The sequence below is a fragment of the Pseudomonas sivasensis genome, assembly GCF_013778505.1.
Taxonomy (GTDB): Bacteria; Pseudomonadota; Gammaproteobacteria; order Pseudomonadales; family Pseudomonadaceae; genus Aquipseudomonas; species Aquipseudomonas sivasensis.
The window spans coordinates 61,412-78,273 of record NZ_JAAOWU010000016.1; the positions used below are offsets into that span (position 1 = coordinate 61,412).

Below are 16,862 nucleotides of genomic sequence, written 5' to 3' on the forward strand. Positions count from 1 at the left end.
GGGAGGGCAAGCCCTCCCACGGCTTTGTCAAACTACCGCAGGACGCAGCGAATAGGTCTTCAATTGGTGGGCGAAATCCCGCAGGGACTGGATGCCGCTGGCCTCGGCCTCGTGCACCCATTCCTTAATGGCGGCGAGCATATCGTGGCCGTTGGTGCTGGTCTTGAGCCAGATCTGCTGCAATGCCAGGCGCTTTTCGTAGATCACTTTCAAGGCCTGGCTGTGTTCCAACATGCTTTGGATGCGTAGGTGGTGGCGGTCATCCAGCAGGCTGGTTTCCCGCGACAGCAGGCGTTTGGCCCGGTGGAACTGGTGGCGCACCGAGTGATCGACCTTTTCCAGCTCCTGCTTGACCAGCGGGCCGATCACCAACTTGCGGTACTGGGCCATGATCTGGAAGCGGTTGTTGAGGATCGCCATGGCAGTGTCCATGTCCAGATGGCCTTTGCCCTCGACGCGATGAGCAATCGGCGCCACACGCTGGACCTTGGCCAAGCGCAGGAAACTGAACAGCTTGATCCACGCCCAGCCCAGGTCGAACTCCCACTTCTTAACCGACAGCTTGGCCGAGTTGGGATAGGTGTGGTGATTGTTATGCAGCTCTTCGCCGCCGACGATGATGCCCCACGGCACCAGGTTGGTCGCCGCGTCACGGCATTCGAAGTTGCGATAGCCCACGGCATGGCCCAGGCCGTTGATTACGCCGGCGGCCCAGAACGGGATCCACATCATCTGGATCGCCCAGATGGTGATGCCGATGGTGCCGAACAGCAGGAGGTCGATTACGCCCATGATCGCCACGCCCAGCAGCGGGTAGGGGGTGTAAATCTTGCGTTCGATCCAGTCATCCGGGCAGTTCTTGCCGTAGATGCGCAGGGTTTCGGGGTTTTCGGCCTCGGCGCGGTACAGCTCGGCACCTTTGCGCAGCACCGTGGACAGGCCCTTGATCACAGGGCTGTGCGGGTCGTCGACGGTTTCGCACTTGGCGTGGTGCTTGCGGTGGATAGCGGTCCACTCGCGGGTGTTCTGCGCCGTGGTCAGCCACAGCCAGAAGCGGAAGAAGTGTTTCAGGCCGGCATTGAGCTCCAGGGAGCGATGGGCTGAATAGCGGTGCAGATAAACCGTGACCCCAACAATGGTCACGTGGGTCATCAACAGAGTGACTGCAACCAGTTGCCAGGCTGACAGGTCAAGAAAACCGTTGTACCACATAGGCTGTTTGGCCCTCTGATAAAGAAAAAAATAGCACCCGCATTATCACTGGCTTTAAGGATAAAACCAGTCACCGTTTCAGATAAGACTTACAAGGTGTTTCCTAATCTATAATCTCGGCGCGTTGTAGGACGATTCTGTTTTTTTAGTAAGGACTACTGGCCATATGCTGTTTTCATACCGAGGTGCCCTGCGTGTGGGGCTGGTATACCTGCTGGTTTCGATTGTGTGGCTCCAGCTCAGCAATCAGATATTGATCAACTTTCTCGATGAACGGGGGGAGTTGGGGTATTGGCTGCAGATGCGCGGCTACGTGTGGGTGGCCCTGAGTGCCTTGGCCATTTACTTCTTATGCGCGCGCTTTGCCCGGGCCCAGCAGTTGCAGCAACCCCTGAAGGAAAACCTCGATCGGTTGCGCCAGGCGGCTGCGGTCTTCGACTGCACCCGTGAAGGCGTGTTGGTCACTGACACCAGGGGCCTGATCGTGCACGTAAACCGGGCATTCATGGAGATCACCGGCTACCAGCGCGCAGACGTCATGGGTCAGCAGCCCAGCCTGTTCAAGTCCGGGCGCCATTCGTCGAATTTTTACCAGCAGATGTTCCAGACCCTGGAGCGCACCGGTGAATGGAGCGGAGAAATCTGGAACCGGCGCAAAAGCGGCGAGATTTATCCACAGTGGCAAACCATCCGTGTGATTCACGATGACCAAGGCCACATCAGCCATTACGTTGCGGTGTTTTCCGACATCAGTGCCATCAAGGATTCCGAGCACGAGTTGGCGCACCTGGCGCATCACGATCCACTGACCGACCTGCCCAACCGCCTATTGTTCACCGACCGCGCCGAGCAGGCGCTGGCCTCGGCGCAACTGCACAAACGCGGCTGCGCGCTGCTGTTGTTGGACCTGGACCACTTCAAGATTATCAATGACAGCCTTGGCCATAACGTCGGCGACCAGTTGCTCAAGCTGGTGGGCGAGCGGCTCAATACGCTGTTCGGCCCCGGTGTGACCCTGGCGCGACTGGGCGGCGATGAGTTCGCGGTGCTGGCGGAAAGTTATTCACAGGTGATGCAGGCGGCGGCATTGGCGCAGCGCATGCTGGACGTGATGAAGCAACCGTTCATCTTCGACGGTCATCAACTGTTTATCAGCGCCAGCATCGGCATCAGCCTGTTTCCCAACGATGCATTGAGCGCGGAACAACTGCTGCGCAACGCCGACTCTGCGCTGTTCAAGGCCAAAAGTGTGGGCCGCGAGGGCTATGCCCTGTACACCGAAGAACTCACCGCCCACGCGCAGAACCGTGTGGAAATCGCCAGCGAACTGCGCCGCGCCCTCGACCAGCAGGAGTTGCGCGTCTACTACCAGCCTGTACACGACCTGCAAGGCAGCCGTCTGGTCGGCGTCGAAGCCTTGGTGCGCTGGCAACATCCGGAACGTGGCCTGGTGCCTCCGGGCGAGTTCATCCCCATCGCCGAACGTACCGGTTTGATCGCCGATATCGACGCGTGGGTCTTGGAGCAGGCCTGCCGCCAGATGTGCCAATGGCTGGCCGATGGCGTGCTGCTGAGTTTTATTGCGATCAACGTGTCCAGCCGTCTGTTTGCCCGTCGCGAACTGTACGAGCAAGTCGCCCAGGTGCTGCACGCCACCGGCCTGGATCCGGCTTTCCTGGAGCTGGAAGTCACCGAGAGTGCAGTCATGGACGACCCCGAGGAAGCCCTGGAGCAACTGCATCGCCTGCGTGAGTTGGGCTTGCGCCTGGCCATTGATGACTTTGGCACCGGCTATTCGTCCCTGCTGCGCCTCAAGCGCCTGCCGGTGCAGAAGCTGAAGATCGACCAGGGCTTTGTTGCCGGGGTGCCATGGGATGACGACGACGCGGCGATTGTGCGCGTGGTGATCGCATTAGCGAAAAGTATGGGCATGCAGGTACACGCTGAGGGAATTGAGCAGATGGAACAGGCGAGGTTCTTGTTGGAGCAGGGCTGCGATTTGGGGCAGGGGTATTGGTTTGGAAAGCCGGTGCCGGCGCAGGACGTTGACTGGGACCGCGCGCCCACCATCCAGACTTGAAACGCATTCCAATGTGAGAGGGGGCTTGCCCCCGATTTCGGTGTGTCAGGCCGAACATTGGTACCTGATTCACCACCACCGGTGGCAAGCCCCCACCCGCATTTTGGAACTTCACAAGGCGTTATTTCGGCGCTCGGGCGCAAAACCCTCTCGCAACCCCACGTCCCATCAGAAAATTCTTTCTGGTTATATAAACATTCTTAAATAGTATTTTTAAGAATATCTGCGCTTATCTACTATCGCCCTACGCCGCAAGCAGTGCCGCCACTGCCAGGCACTATTCATTTAAGGAGCGAGACCATGAGCGCATCTCTACGTAGCGTCGACGGCCAGGACGAAGCAGCCATTTTGCGTGAGATCCAGAGCGCCCTGCGCGATCTGCGGTTTGGCGCGGTGGAAATCACTGTGCATAACGCCCAAGTGGTCCAGATCGAACGCAAAGAAAAATTCCGTCTGCAGAACCCGGGTAACAAACCGAGCTAAGCAACCGCGGCGATAGACCCGTCACTATAAGAAAAAGCCAACACCCCAGAATTTCAGGAGCTTCTATGTCGTCGATTCGCCGTTATGCCCTGGCCGCACTGGCCAGCGCCGTGTTTGCCGGTTCCGCTGTTGCCAAGGACTACGAGTTGCTCAACGTCTCGTACGACCCGACTCGCGAGCTGTACCAGGATTACAACGCTGAGTTCACCAACTTCTGGAAGCAGTCCCACCCTGGTGACACCGTTAAGATCCAGCAGTCCCACGGTGGTTCGGGCAAGCAAGGCCGGGCGGTGATCGACGGCCTGCGCGCCGACGTAGTGACCCTGGCCTTGGCTGGCGACATCGACGAAATCGCCAAATTGGGAAAAACCCTGCCGGAAAACTGGCAGACCCGCCTGCCGGATGCGAGCACCCCGTACACCTCGACCATCGTGTTCCTGGTGCGTAAGGGCAACCCTAAAGGCATCAAAGACTGGGGCGACCTGATCAAGAAAGACGTTTCCGTGATCACGCCGAACCCGAAAACCTCCGGCGGTGCGCGCTGGAACTTCCTTGCTGCGTGGGCCTACGGCCTGAAATCCGGTGGCAGCGAAGCCAAGGCCCAGGAATACGTGAAAGAACTGTTCAAGCACGTGCCGATCCTCGACACCGGCGCGCGCGGTTCGACCATCACGTTCGTCAACAACGGTCAGGGCGACGTGTTGCTGGCCTGGGAAAACGAAGCCTTCCTGGCCCTGAAAGAAGACGGCGGCGCCGACAAGTTCGACATCGTTGTACCTTCCCTGTCGATCCTCGCAGAGCCGCCAGTGGCCGTGGTCGACAAGAACGCCGAGAAAAAGGGCAATACCGAGATCGCCACTGAATACCTCAAGCACCTGTACAGCCCGGCTGGCCAGGAGATTGCGGCGAAAAACTTCTACCGCCCACGCGATGCAAAAGTAGCCGCCAAATACGCCCAGCAGTTCCCGAAACTGGACCTGGTGACTATCGACAAAGACTTCGGCGGCTGGAAAACTGCCCAACCGAAATTCTTTAACGACGGTGGCGTGTTCGACCAGATCTACACGGCGCAGTAAGCCGAGAAATACACACCCACGGAGCCCGCATTCAACTGCGGGTTTTGTGTGTCAGTTCCGCTAACCAAGGACTCTTATGTCGCGTCGTATTTCCCCCGTCATACCCGGCTTCGGGCTGACGCTGGGCTACACCGTGGTGTACCTCAGCCTGATCGTACTCATCCCCCTCGCGGCGATGTTTGTACACGCCGCTCAACTCACCTGGGATCAGTTCTGGAACATCATCTCCGCACCCCGTGTGCTGGCGGCGTTGAAACTGAGCTTCAGCACCGCGCTGTACGCCGCCCTGATCAATGGCGTGATCGGCACGCTGCTGGCCTGGGTGCTGGTGCGCTACACCTTCCCCGGCCGCAAGATTATCGATGCGATGATCGACCTGCCGTTCGCGCTGCCCACCGCTGTGGCCGGTATCGCCCTGACGGCGCTGTACACGCCGACCGGGCTGGTGGGCCAGTTCGCCGCTGACCTGGGCTTCAAGATCGCCTACAGCCCGTTGGGCATCACCCTGGCGCTGACCTTCGTGACCCTGCCGTTCGTGGTGCGCACGGTGCAGCCGGTACTCGCCGATATCCCCCGGGAAATCGAAGAAGCCGCTGCCTGCCTGGGCGCCAAGCCGTTGCAGGTGTTCCGCTACATCCTCGTCCCCGCGCTGCTGCCCGCCTGGCTGACCGGCTTCGCCCTGGCGTTTGCCCGTGGCGTCGGTGAGTACGGCTCGGTGATCTTCATCGCCGGCAACATGCCGATGAAAACCGAGATCCTGCCGCTGCTGATCATGGTCAAGCTTGACCAGTACGACTACCGCGGCGCCACCTCCATTGGCGTGCTGATGCTGGTGGTTTCCTTTGTCCTGCTGCTGCTGATCAACTTGTTGCAGCGGCGCATCGAACGTCCATAAGGAGGCGCGGAACATGTCCCAATCGTCTATTTCCGCCGCGTCCTCGGCCAACGCTGCCCGGCGTGGCAGTGCGGTGTCGCGACGTATCCTGATCGGCCTTGGCTGGCTGGTGTTTTTCCTGTTTTTGCTGCTACCGCTGTTTATCGTGGTGTCCCAGGGCTTGAAGAACGGCCTCGGTGCGTTTTTCACCGCGATTCTTGAACCGGACGCGTTGTCCGCGCTGAAACTCACGGTGATCGCCGTGCTGATTTCGGTGCCGCTCAACCTGGTATTCGGCGTCAGCGCCGCCTGGTGCGTGAGCAAGTACTCGTTCCGTGGCAAGAGCATCTTGGTGACGCTGATCGACCTGCCGTTCTCGGTCTCCCCGGTGATCGCAGGCCTGGTCTACGTGCTGATGTTCGGCGCCCAGGGCCTGTTTGGCCCGTGGTTGCAGGAGCATGACATCCAGATCGTGTTCGCCTTGCCCGGCATTGTGCTGGCGACCATCTTCGTGACTGTGCCGTTCGTGGCCCGTGAACTGATCCCGCTGATGCAGGAGCAGGGCACCCAGGAAGAAGAGGCCGCACGCCTGCTCGGCGCCAATGGCTGGCAGATGTTCTGGCATGTGACTGTGCCGAACATCAAATGGGGCCTGATCTACGGCGTCGTGCTGTGTACCGCGCGGGCCATGGGTGAGTTCGGCGCGGTGTCGGTGGTGTCCGGCCACATTCGCGGCGTGACCAACACCTTGCCGCTGCACGTCGAGATTCTCTACAACGAATACAACCACGTTGCCGCGTTTGCGGTGGCCAGCCTGCTGCTGATCCTGGCGCTCTTCATCCTGCTGCTCAAGCAGTGGAGCGAGAACCGTATCAACCGCCTGCGCAAAAGTGCCGGTGAGGAATAAGTCATGTCGATCGAAGTCCGTAATGTCAGCAAGAACTTCAACGCCTTCAAGGCCCTGAACAGCATCAATCTGGATATCCAGAGTGGCGAGCTGGTGGCGTTGCTTGGCCCATCCGGCTGCGGTAAGACCACCCTGCTGCGCATCATCGCCGGCCTGGAAACTCCGGATGACGGCAGCATCGTGTTCCACGGTGAAGACGTCTCCGGCCACGACGTGCGCGATCGCAACGTCGGGTTTGTGTTCCAGCACTACGCGCTGTTCCGCCACATGACCGTGTTCGACAACGTCGCGTTCGGCCTGCGCATGAAGCCCAAGAACCAGCGCCCGAACGAAAGCCAGATCGCGGCCAAGGTTCACGAGCTGCTGAACATGGTGCAACTCGATTGGCTGTCTGATCGTTATCCGGAACAACTCTCCGGTGGTCAGCGCCAGCGTATCGCCCTGGCCCGCGCCCTGGCGGTCGAGCCGAAAGTGCTGCTGCTGGACGAACCGTTCGGCGCCCTCGACGCCAAGGTGCGTAAAGAACTGCGCCGCTGGCTGGCACGCCTGCACGAAGACATCAACTTGACCTCGGTGTTCGTGACCCACGACCAGGAAGAGGCCATGGAAGTTGCCGACCGTATCGTTGTGATGAACAAGGGCGTGATCGAGCAGATCGGCTCACCGGGCGACGTCTACGAAAACCCGGCCAGCGACTTTGTTTATCACTTCCTTGGTGACTCCAACCGCCTGCATCTGGGTGAAGACAAGCACGTGCTGTTCCGTCCCCACGAAGTGTCGCTGTCGCGCCATGAACTGGAAGATCACCACGCGGCCGAAGTGCGTGATATTCGTCCATTGGGCGCGACCACGCGGGTGACCTTGAAGGTCGAAGGCCAGACAGACCTGATCGAAGCCGAAGTGGTGAAAGACCACGACAGCCTGACCGGTTTGGCGCGGGGCGAAACCTTGTTCTTCAAGCCCAAGGTCTGGCAAAAAGCCTGATAACCCCGCATTACCTAATGTGAAAATAGGGCCAATGTGGGAGGGGGCTTGCTCCCGATAGCAGTGGGTCAGCTGATAAATATGTCACTGACCCACCGCCATCGGGAGCAAGCCCCCTCCCACAATTAGACCTCTCTCGGCTTCAGATCGCGTCGAACCACCGGCCCCGAGCGCTCTTCAATCTGTTGTTTCAAGCCTTGCCGCAACCCCAGCAAAAACGCCACCTCCGCCACCACAAACAACGGCCCTACGATCAATCCCGACACATCATCCACAAACGCCGGCTTCTTGCCTTCGTAGTAGTGCCCGACAAACTGAATCACCCAACCCACCACGAACATGCCGATGCCGCTGCTGAGCCACACCATCGTGCTCTGCGCCGCCAACTCATGCCCGGCCCATACCGACAAGCCCATCAGCACCGTCATCAGCACGCCCAGGGCCAGTTCCAGGCGCAGGTAAAACCACGCCGAAAACAACGCCACGATTACCGCCGGTGAAATCCATAGGCCTCCCACGGTCCATTCGGGACGCGACAGCAGCACGGCTACTGCCACCACAATCAGCGGGATACCAATAAAGTGGCTGGCGATATTGCGCGGGTCGCGGTGGTAGGCGGCGTATTGACTGAGGTGGTCGACGAGGCTTTTCATTGTTGTTCCTCCTGTAGGATGTTTGATCATGCCCTGTCAGCCTGCGCCTGACTGTCAGCTGGGCGACAATCTTCGGAGTTCTCATGGACGCAGAGAAATGGCACGCCCGCTTGGCCAGCGGCCATTGGTTCAGCCATCTGCCTGTAGATCTACAGCGTAGTCTGCTGGCGGCGGCGCGGCTGCGCACGCTCGCGGCGGGGCAGTGCCTGTTCAAGCGCGGCGACCCGCCTTGCGGCCTTTATGCGGTGCTGGAAGGTGCGGTGCGCATCAGCGCGGTGAATGCCCAAGGCAAGGAGGCAGTATTGAGCCTGGTGGAAACGCCTTACTGGTTCGGCGAAATCTGCCTGTTCGATAACCTGCCGCGCACCCACGATGCCCTGGCCATGGGGCCCTGCACGTTGTTGCAGGTGCCGCAGGCGGCGATGCTGGCCATCCTCGAAGACCATTCGGCGTATTGGCGCGATGTGGCCTTGTTGATGAGCCACAAACTGCGCCTGTCGTTGATCAATATCGAACAGATGAGCCTGATGCCCGCGGCGGCGCGTCTGGCCCATCGGCTGCTGATGATCGCGCAGGGCTACGGCGAAATAGACCAGGCGCGCCGCACCTTGCAACTGCCCCAGGAGGACTTGGCCGCGATGCTGGGCCTGTCGCGCCAGACCACCAACAGTCTGCTCAAGGCGCTGGAGCAACAAGGCCTTATCGGCCTGAGTTACGGCGCGATTGAAGTGCTGGACCTGCGCGGTTTGCAGCAGGCCGCTGGTCTATGAACTACGACCCGCGATAGGTGGAGAAACCGTAAGGGCTGAGCAACAACGGGATGTGGTAATGCTGGTCCGCCTGTTTCACCTGGAAGATCACCGGCACTTCAGGGAAGAACGTCTCGCGGTTGGCCTTTTTGTAGTAGTCGCCGGTCTTGAACACCACGCGGTACTCACCCGGCGTCATGCTGCGGTTGGCGGGGAACAGTTCGGCGATGCGCCCCTGCTGGTTGGTGACGCCTTCGGACAGCGACTGCCATTTGTCGCCTACCTGCTGTTCCAGGGTGACGCTGACACCGGCGCTCGGCAGGCCGTTTTCCAGGTTGAGCACATGCACGCTCAGAGGGTTGCCGTCGGCCAGGGCCAGGTTGCACAGGCCGCTGAGGCTGAGGGCGGCGAGGGTCATGCTGAGGGTTTTCATCGAGAGATCCTTTGGAGGGGAATCAGAGGGAAGTTTTCAGGCCCAGTTGCTCGGCGGCTTTTATTGCGCAGGACTCGTCCTGGGCTGCGCCGCCGGCACCGGCGATGCCCAGCGCGCCGACCAGTTCGGCCTCGGCAAACAGCGGCACGCCGCCGCCGAGTAACAGCAACTCGGGCAAGCTGTTAAGGTTGGCGGCCTCGGGGTTGTTACGCGCGCGCTCGGCAAACAGCCGCGTCGGGGTTTTGGTCGACAGCGCGGTGTACGCTTTGCGCTGGCTGGCGAGGCTGTTATGCGGGCCGACGCCGTCGGCACGCAGGCTCAGCAGTAGGTTGCCGCCCCGGTCCAGTACCGTCAGCGCGGCGCTGCAGTGGGCAAGGCTGGCATCGGCCAGTTGGCGTGCGGTGTGCAAATCGAGGTCGGCATGGCGTGGCAGCTGCGGTGCAGCGAACGCACCGGTGCAGACGGCGAGGCTCAAGAACAAGGCATGGCGGGACATAAAGACGACTCCGGAAAACAGGCCGCTACCGTAGCCAGTCAACAGGGTCAGAAACCGCACAATTTGATGACAGGTTTGTAATCAAACCCAGAGGTAAGGCATGCAGGTGTTGTTAGTGGAAGACCAGCCGCAACTGGCGCAGCTCATGGCTCAAGGCTTAAGCGAGGCCGGTTTCGCGGTGGAAGTCGCGGCCAATGGCATGGCGGCGCAGCGATTTGTGGAAAGCACCGAATACGACTTGGTCATTCTCGACGTGATGCTGCCGGGCTTGAATGCCTGGAAATTGCAGCAGGCGATTCGGCACAAGGGCAAGACGCCGGTGTTGTTCCTGACCACGCCGGGCGGCATCGAAGATCGCCTGCGTGGGTTGGAATTGCATGAGGATGATTACCTGCTCAAGCCGTTTGAGGCCAAGGCGTTGGTGGCGCGGGTGAGGAAGTTATTGCGGCGCGATCGCGGGCTCTGATTGCCCCGGCATGTTCAGTGCCTGAACCATTGCTATCGCGGGCAAGTCCCCTCCCACATTTGAAATGCGTTTCTCTGTGGGAGGGGACTTGCCCCGATGAGGCCTTCAGCCTCTGCGCGAATCCACCTACCGCAACCCATCGCGAAACTGCCCTGGCGTCACCCCCGTCCAACGCTTGAACGCCCGGTTAAAACTGCTGGTATCGGCAAACCCCAACAAATGGCTGATTTCTGCCAATGAGCACTGCGGGTCCCGCAGATGCTGCAACGCCAGGTTCTGTCGGCACTCGTTGAGCAACGCATCAAACCGACACCCTTCATCCGCCAGGTGCCGCTGCAAGCTGCGCAAACTCAAGTGCAGCGCCTGGGCAATCCGCTCGGCACTCGGCTCGCCGTCGGGCAATTGTGCCTCGATCGTGGCGCGCACCTTGCGCTCCCAGGTCAGCGGTTGCAGCTGGGCGAGGGTGCGTTTGAGCACAGTTTCGTTGTGTTCGGCCAACTCGGGGTTGGCGTCGTCCAGATGGCTGTCGAAGTCCTGGGCTGCAAATTCCAGGCAGTCCTCATCGGCGCCAAAAAATACCGGCGCGCGGAACACCGTGTGCCAAGGCTTGGGATCGGCCGGTTCCGGGCGCCGCAAATGCACGGCCAAGGGCGCGTAGTCACGGCCCAGGCGATTGCGGCAGGTGCGCACATAGATCGCCGCGAACGCATCGATGGCTTCCAGTGCCGGTGCGGGGCTGCCTTGGGGTTGCAGCAGGCGGAAAAGGTAGCGTTCGCCGTCCCGACTCAGCTCCAGCTTCAGCGCATCGCTGACCACTTGGTGATAACGCACGATGCGTTCGAACACTTCCCGCAGACTGCCGCTGGCCACCAGCGCGTATCCCAACGCGTGAAAAGTGGTAGGGCTGACAAACCGCGACACGCGCAACCCAATTGCCGGATCGCCGCTGGCCTGCACTGCCAGCTCCCACAGGCGCGTGGTCGCCGACAGCGGATAGCGCGCATTGGGATCTTCCATCTGCTGCGGGTCGAGCCCAGCCTCGATGCACAGCGCGGCGCTGTCGAGGCCGAGGGCGTCGAGCTGCTTGCGCAGGGCGCGGGTCCAGCTGGCGAGGGACGTGGGTTCTGTCATGGCGATTGGCGCTTGCGGTCAACAGGTTGGCGTGTGGGGCTAGCGTCCTGCATGAAGGCCTGGTGCAGGATGTAACCATCTATGAACAAGAGGATGGGAGCATGGACGGTACTTCTGCAAGTCCCCAGCAGATGAACGCACAACAGCGTTCAGCACATATCCGTGAAGTCGTACTCGCCGAAGGCGTGCGCCTGCGCCAGCAGCACCCGTGGTTGCTGCATCAAGACGCCTTGGGCGCGGGCATCCTGGCCTTCGCGCTGCTGGGCATGATTGGCTCGGCGGCGCTCTACATCACCGGTCACATGGCCTGGTGGGCGTGCCTGTTATTGAACGCCTTCCTGGCCTCGCTGACCCACGAGCTGGAACACGACCTGATCCACAGCATGTACTTTCGCAAGCAGCGCCTGCCCCACAATTTGATGATGGGCCTGGTGTGGCTTGCGCGGCCAAGCACCATCAATCCGTGGATTCGCCTGCACCTGCACCTCAACCATCACAAAGTCTCCGGCACCGAGACCGATATGGAAGAGCGCGCCATCACCAATGGCGAGCCGTGGGGCTTTGCGCGGTTGCTGATGGTGGGCGATAACGTGATGTCGGCGTTTATCCGCATGCTGCGGGCCAAAACCTGGGGCCACAAACTCAAGATCCTGAAACGCTCGCTGCTGGTCTACGCACCGCTGGCACTGCTGCATTGGGGGGCGTGGTACATCTTCCTCGGCTTCCATGCAGCCAACGGCGTCGCCAGTCTGCTGGGTGCGCCTATCGAATGGTCCGCCGGCACCTTGCAGATGATGCAGGTGATCGATATTGCCGCCGTGGTGATCATCGGGCCCAACGTGTTGCGCACCTTTTGCCTGCACTTTGTCAGCTCCAACATGCACTACTACGGCGATGTGGAATTGGGCAACGTGATCCAGCAAACCCAAGTACTGAACCCCTGGTGGATGTGGCCGTTGCAGGCGTTTTGCTTCAACTTCGGCAGCACTCACGGGATTCACCATTTTGTGGTGAAAGAGCCGTTTTACATCCGCCAGATGACCGCCAAGGTGGCGCACAAGGTCATGGCCGAGATGGGTGTGCGGTTCAATGATTTTGGGACGTTTGCGCGGGCCAATCGGCTTGGTTTTCCACCGCCAGCAGCGTTTCGATCAGTGCCTTCGCCGCAGGCGACAAGCGAACCCCAGCGCGGCTGATCACTGCGCAACGGTTGTTCAGGCTTTCCAAGGCATGAGGCACATTGCGCCAGTGCAGCACGTTCAATTCGCCGCTGGCCAAGGGGGCGGCGAAGGCTTCTTCTGCGCCCAGGCCGATGGTGTCTGACTCGCGCACGATGAGGGCCAGCGCGGCAAACTGCTCCAGCTCGATAGCGGGGGCAAAGTCGATGCGCCCACTCAGGTTCGCCAACAGTTTTCGAATGCCAGGTGCGATCAGTGGCGTGGCGAGGGGATAGTCGAACAGGTCATTGGTCGACAGGCTGTCCTTGGCCAGCAACGGGTGCCCGGCACGGCAGAAAAACACACTGCGCCGCGGCGTGAGCGCCTGAGTCTGGAAGTTTGGGTCGGCTTCGAAGTGGCGCACATCGGCGATAAAAAATTCGATCTCTTCACGGCTCAGGCTGCGCCCGAGTCTTTCCCAGTTATCCACTTGCAACGCGCTGCGTACCTTGGGGTAGGCGGTGATGAACCGTGCCATCGCTTGGGGCACCAAGTTGACCGCCGCCACCGCATCGCTGCCAAAGCGTACTTCACCGGCGTCGAGCTTGGTCATGCGTGTGACTTCATGGCTGAGCAATGCGGCGCCTTGAACCAGGCTCAAGGCATGCTGCAACACCACCTGGCCTTCGGGGGTCGGGCGCAGGTCTTTATGGGCGCGATCCACCAGCACGCAGCCGAACTCTTGCTCCAGGCCCTGGATGCTGCGGCTGAAAGCCGGCTGGGTGATGCCCATGGCTTCGGCGCCGCGCACAAAACTGCGGTACTCATTCAGCGCGATGAAATAGCGCAGTTGGCGAAGGTCCATGGTGTGCCCGGCATCCTTTAAGAGAACCGGGATTTTAAGGGCATTGCTTATGCCGTCAACGAAGCTTTATTGGTTTAATTAGATCTTAAAGGCATATCTATAGAGCGGGTGCCGTGCGGTAACTCGTCGGGCTGAACACCCGCGTCACCATCAGCATCGCCACTGCAGTCACCGTCAATACCACCCAGGCGCTGGTGAAGTTGCCGGTGATCTCGCGCAGCCAGCCGGTCATCCACGGCGAGATCGCGTTGATCAGGAAGCCTACGCCTTGTACGAAGGCCGCCAGTTGCCCGGCTTGCCGAGGGTCGCGATGGTGGTCGAGGGTCAATAGCAGGCTCAAGGCGAAACACGCGCCCAGACCGAAGCCGCACAACGCCACCCACAGATGAGGAAATTGCAGCGGCGCCAGCAGCAGACCGAGGTAACCCACCGTTTGTGCCAGCAGGCTGATCCCGAGCAGGGGGCGACGGTCGATACCGCGTTGCGCGAGCACTGGCATCAGCAGCGCGGCAATCACTTGGAAGATGGTCATGAACGCCAGCAGCGAACCGCTGGGCAGCACGCCCCAGCCCAATTGCTGATAGTAGGCCGGCAGCCACGCCACCAGGCTCATGTAGCCACAGTTCACCAGCCCGAAATACACCGCCAGCAGCCAGGCGCGACGATTGCGCAGGCCCTTGAATGCGGGCACCACCTGGGGATTTTTTGCTGCGCCCAGCGGCAGCCAGGCCCACAGCAACAAGGCGCCCAGCGCTGGCAACAGCCACACGCCCAATCCTGCCTGCCAGTCCTCGAAATGCGTGGCCACCAACGGACTGAGCAGCGCCGCCAAGCCACCACCGGCCATCAGCGAGGCCGAATAGACGCCCATCGCCACCGGCACGCGATGATGGAACTCACGCTTGATCATCGCGGGCACCAACGCCTGGATCAGCGCCACACCGGCACCGCCGAGCAACGCCGTGACCAGCAGCGCCGACGCTTGGCCCATCACCCAGCGCGCCAGGCACGCCAGCAGAATCATCATTAAACCCAGGGCGATACCGCGCCGTTCGCCCAGTTGCGCTTCCACGCGCACGCCCACCAACGCCACCAGCCCCATGCACACCACCGGCAAGCTGGTAAGCAGGGCACTGCTCTGGAAGCTGAGGCCGGTGGCCAAGCGGATTTCACCGAGCAGCGGACTGATAGAACTGAGGATCGGCCGAAGGTTGAGGCCCAGCACTACGAGCAGGCCCCAGCCGGCGAGGGATTTGTTGAGGGTCATGCAGCGTCCATGCAGTGGGTAAATGAGGCGTGAGTATGGCCATCGCCACAGGTATTCTGAAATTAAATATAACCATGCCAACCAGTGGCAAAGGGAATGATGATGTTCGATCCCGTGTTGCTCAGAAGCTTTGTCGCCGTGGTGGACTGCAGCAACTTCACCCGCGCCGCCGAGCGCCTGCATTTGACCCAATCCACCGTCAGCCAGCAGATTCGGCGCCTCGAAGACGCGGTGGCGTGCCAGTTGCTGGACCGCGACCAACGCCGCGTGGTCGCCACGGCTGAAGGTGAGCGCTTGCTGGCCTATGCGCGGCGCATCCTTGCGCTGCATGAAGAAGCCGCCGATGTGCTGATCAACCAGCAGAGTGACGGCGTGCTGCGCCTGGGGGTACCGGAAGACTTTGCCGCAGAGCGCCTGATGCCGCTGCTCTCGGCGTTTGTGTTGGCGTATCCACGGGTGCGCCTGGAGGTCACCAGCGGTCTCGGTCCCGAGTTGCAGCGCCAATTCCGCAGCGGCGAGTTCGATGTGTTGTTGGTCAAGCAGATGGGCGACAGCGATGACTGTCTGGCCTCGTGGCCCGAGCCGCTGTGTTGGGTCGATAGCCGCAGCATGCCGTCGTTGGGCCGCGACCCCTTGCCGTTGGTGGCCTTTCCGGTGGGCGGGTTGTACCGCAACGAAATGCTGCACCACCTGGAAGTCAGCGGCTGGCGCTGGCGCATCGGCTATTCCAGCGCCAGCCTGGCCAGTGTGTGTTCGGCTGTGGCGGCGGGGTTGGGCGTGAGTCTGTTACCGCGCCGGGTGGTGCAGCCTGGGCATGTGGAGTTGGGGCCGGACAGCGGTTTACCGGCGGTGCAAGGCGTGCGCCTGGCGTTATATGCGCGTCCTGGCCTGAGCGCGGCGGGGCAATGCTTGCAGGCTGAACTGTTGGATTTGTGCGCAAACAGCCCCGTCGAACCATGCCTTTACTGAATATTTTTTATGCCTGAAAAGCATTGAAAAAACACACCTCAGCGCCAGGCCTTGCAGGCTCTGGCTTGGGCGTTCGTGCCGGCTTTGTTTATTCAATTTAGATCTATGTATAACTTCAAAGATTACTTTAAGAGATAAGCGTCTGGCCCCGATGATTCAGCCCTCGACGGCCTTCCACGCAGGCCTGTCGGTTTTTGTTTTAAGACCGTAGGGAGTGAATCAATGGGCAATGTCCAGACCGCCGCCAGTGCACACGAGGCGCTATGGCGTCAGGCACCTGGTGGTGAGTTGGTCGACCTTGGCCGGCCGCACCGCGCGCCGTTGGGGCAACTGCGAACGCAGAAGACTCCAAAGCGTTTTTCTAGCCGCCACGAAGGGATAATCCTGGGGCTGCTGGTGCTGGCCCTGCACGGTGCGGTGATCTATTGGGTGAGCCAGAAGGCGACGCCAGTGCTGCCGATTGTGCCGCCGGAAATCCCACCGATGACCATCGAGTTTTCCCAGCCAGCGCCGCCAGTGGTTGAACCTCCACCGCCTGCGCCACCACCACCGCCGCCTGTGGTCGAGCCACCGCCCCCTGTGGTGGATGAGTTGGCTGCCAAGCCGGCGCCGAAAAAGATTCCGAAACCCAAGCCGGTGCCAAAACCCGTGCCCAAACCGGTCGCCAAACCGGTAGAGCAACCGCCGGCGCCACCGGTCCCTGCGCCACCTGCGCCAGCGCCGGTCGCCGCGCCTGCGCCCGCCCCGGTTACTCCGGCTTCTGCCAACGCCGCGTACCTGAAGAACCCGGCACCTGAATACCCGTCACTGGCCCAGCGCCGGGGCTGGGAAGGCACGGTGTTGTTGCGGGTTCATGTGTTGGCCAGCGGCAAGCCGGGTGAGATCCAGATCCAGAAAAGCAGCGGTCGCCAGCAACTCGACGACGCCGCACTGACCGCCGTAAAGCGTTGGAGCTTCGTGCCGGCCAAGCAGGGCGATGTGGCTCAGGACGGCTGGGTCAGCGTTCCGATCGACTTCAAGATTCACTAACTATTGCGCTTCGGTGTGTTGCACACGCCGC

At 60.8% G+C, this 16,862-nt stretch carries 18 protein-coding genes; 11 read left to right on the forward strand and 7 right to left on the reverse strand.

Annotated features, from left to right (window positions below; genetic code table 11):
- Window positions 1-27: 27 nt before the first annotated feature.
- Entirely contained in the window at window positions 28-1,212 is a 1,185-nt protein-coding gene (desA, locus tag G9Q84_RS22620) for a delta-9 fatty acid desaturase DesA (RefSeq protein WP_181644126.1), read from the reverse strand.
- 166 nt (window positions 1,213-1,378) lie between these two features.
- On the opposite strand from desA, the gene dibA reads away from it, so the two are divergent.
- The 6 genes from dibA to G9Q84_RS22650 all read left to right on the forward strand — a co-directional run bounded on the left by dibA (window position 1,379) and on the right by G9Q84_RS22650 (window position 7,616).
- Entirely contained in the window at window positions 1,379-3,292 is a 1,914-nt protein-coding gene (gene dibA, locus G9Q84_RS22625) for a phosphodiesterase DibA (protein WP_181644127.1), read from the forward strand.
- A 300-nt stretch (window positions 3,293-3,592) separates the two neighbouring features.
- A complete protein-coding gene (gene oscA / locus G9Q84_RS22630; RefSeq protein WP_003170956.1) occupies window positions 3,593-3,775 on the forward strand; it encodes a sulfur starvation response protein OscA in 183 nt (60 codons plus the stop codon).
- 65 nt (window positions 3,776-3,840) lie between these two features.
- Complete coding sequence (locus G9Q84_RS22635) at window positions 3,841-4,851, forward strand: sulfate ABC transporter substrate-binding protein (protein ID WP_027607869.1); 1,011 nt, start codon at window positions 3,841-3,843, stop codon at window positions 4,849-4,851.
- Between the two features lie 76 nt (window positions 4,852-4,927).
- Window positions 4,928-5,746 (forward strand): sulfate ABC transporter permease subunit CysT, encoded by an 819-nt coding sequence (cysT, locus tag G9Q84_RS22640; RefSeq protein ID WP_027607868.1) that lies wholly within the window; start codon window positions 4,928-4,930, stop codon window positions 5,744-5,746.
- 13 nt (window positions 5,747-5,759) lie between these two features.
- Window positions 5,760-6,632: a sulfate ABC transporter permease subunit CysW gene (cysW, locus tag G9Q84_RS22645; RefSeq protein ID WP_032884876.1), complete on the forward strand. Its 873-nt coding sequence runs from the start codon at window positions 5,760-5,762 to the stop codon at window positions 6,630-6,632.
- 3 nt (window positions 6,633-6,635) lie between these two features.
- Window positions 6,636-7,616, forward strand: a complete 981-nt coding sequence (locus G9Q84_RS22650) for a sulfate/molybdate ABC transporter ATP-binding protein (RefSeq protein ID WP_032884878.1) — start codon at window positions 6,636-6,638, stop codon at window positions 7,614-7,616.
- A 125-nt stretch (window positions 7,617-7,741) separates the two neighbouring features.
- Here the strand turns inward: G9Q84_RS22650 and G9Q84_RS22655 are convergent, their stop codons facing one another.
- The gene (locus tag G9Q84_RS22655; protein WP_122756748.1) at window positions 7,742-8,269 is read right to left on the reverse strand and encodes an Mpo1 family 2-hydroxy fatty acid dioxygenase; all 528 of its coding nucleotides are present in this window, start codon (window positions 8,267-8,269) and stop codon (window positions 7,742-7,744) included.
- Window positions 8,270-8,352: 83 nt separating this feature from the next.
- On the opposite strand from G9Q84_RS22655, the gene G9Q84_RS22660 reads away from it, so the two are divergent.
- Complete coding sequence (locus G9Q84_RS22660; RefSeq protein ID WP_181644128.1) at window positions 8,353-9,039, forward strand: Crp/Fnr family transcriptional regulator; 687 nt, start codon at window positions 8,353-8,355, stop codon at window positions 9,037-9,039.
- Between the two features lies 1 nt (window position 9,040).
- On the opposite strand, the gene uraH is transcribed toward G9Q84_RS22660, so the two are convergent.
- Window positions 9,041-9,451 carry a hydroxyisourate hydrolase gene (uraH, locus tag G9Q84_RS22665; protein ID WP_032884882.1) on the reverse strand — a complete coding sequence of 137 codons (411 nt, stop codon included), beginning with the start codon at window positions 9,449-9,451 and terminating at the stop codon, window positions 9,041-9,043.
- Window positions 9,452-9,473: 22 nt separating this feature from the next.
- Window positions 9,474-9,947, reverse strand: coding sequence for a GlcG/HbpS family heme-binding protein (locus G9Q84_RS22670; RefSeq protein WP_032884884.1), 474 nt, complete (start codon window positions 9,945-9,947; stop codon window positions 9,474-9,476).
- A 100-nt stretch (window positions 9,948-10,047) separates the two neighbouring features.
- Here G9Q84_RS22670 and G9Q84_RS22675 point away from each other — a divergent pair, with 100 nt between their 5' ends.
- Window positions 10,048-10,413 (forward strand): response regulator, encoded by a 366-nt coding sequence (locus G9Q84_RS22675; RefSeq protein WP_032884886.1) that lies wholly within the window; start codon window positions 10,048-10,050, stop codon window positions 10,411-10,413.
- Between the two features lie 126 nt (window positions 10,414-10,539).
- On the opposite strand, the gene G9Q84_RS22680 is transcribed toward G9Q84_RS22675, so the two are convergent.
- A complete protein-coding gene (locus G9Q84_RS22680; RefSeq protein ID WP_122764492.1) occupies window positions 10,540-11,544 on the reverse strand; it encodes an AraC family transcriptional regulator in 1,005 nt (334 codons plus the stop codon).
- A gap of 101 nt (window positions 11,545-11,645) precedes the next feature.
- Between G9Q84_RS22680 and G9Q84_RS22685 the strand changes: the two genes are divergently transcribed.
- Window positions 11,646-12,740, forward strand: coding sequence for a fatty acid desaturase (locus G9Q84_RS22685; protein WP_181644129.1), 1,095 nt, complete (start codon window positions 11,646-11,648; stop codon window positions 12,738-12,740).
- On the opposite strand, the gene G9Q84_RS22690 is transcribed toward G9Q84_RS22685, so the two are convergent.
- The gene (locus G9Q84_RS22690; RefSeq protein ID WP_081797602.1) at window positions 12,631-13,566 is read right to left on the reverse strand and encodes a LysR family transcriptional regulator; all 936 of its coding nucleotides are present in this window, start codon (window positions 13,564-13,566) and stop codon (window positions 12,631-12,633) included. The genes G9Q84_RS22685 and G9Q84_RS22690 overlap by 110 nt on opposite strands.
- 97 nt (window positions 13,567-13,663) lie before the next feature.
- Entirely contained in the window at window positions 13,664-14,833 is a 1,170-nt protein-coding gene (locus G9Q84_RS22695) for a CynX/NimT family MFS transporter (protein ID WP_095186310.1), read from the reverse strand.
- A gap of 102 nt (window positions 14,834-14,935) precedes the next feature.
- On the opposite strand from G9Q84_RS22695, the gene G9Q84_RS22700 reads away from it, so the two are divergent.
- Complete coding sequence (locus tag G9Q84_RS22700; protein ID WP_032884891.1) at window positions 14,936-15,802, forward strand: LysR family transcriptional regulator; 867 nt, start codon at window positions 14,936-14,938, stop codon at window positions 15,800-15,802.
- Window positions 15,803-16,024: 222 nt separating this feature from the next.
- Window positions 16,025-16,831, forward strand: a complete 807-nt coding sequence (locus tag G9Q84_RS22705) for an energy transducer TonB (RefSeq protein ID WP_181644130.1) — start codon at window positions 16,025-16,027, stop codon at window positions 16,829-16,831.
- Window positions 16,832-16,862: the final 31 nt, after the last annotated feature.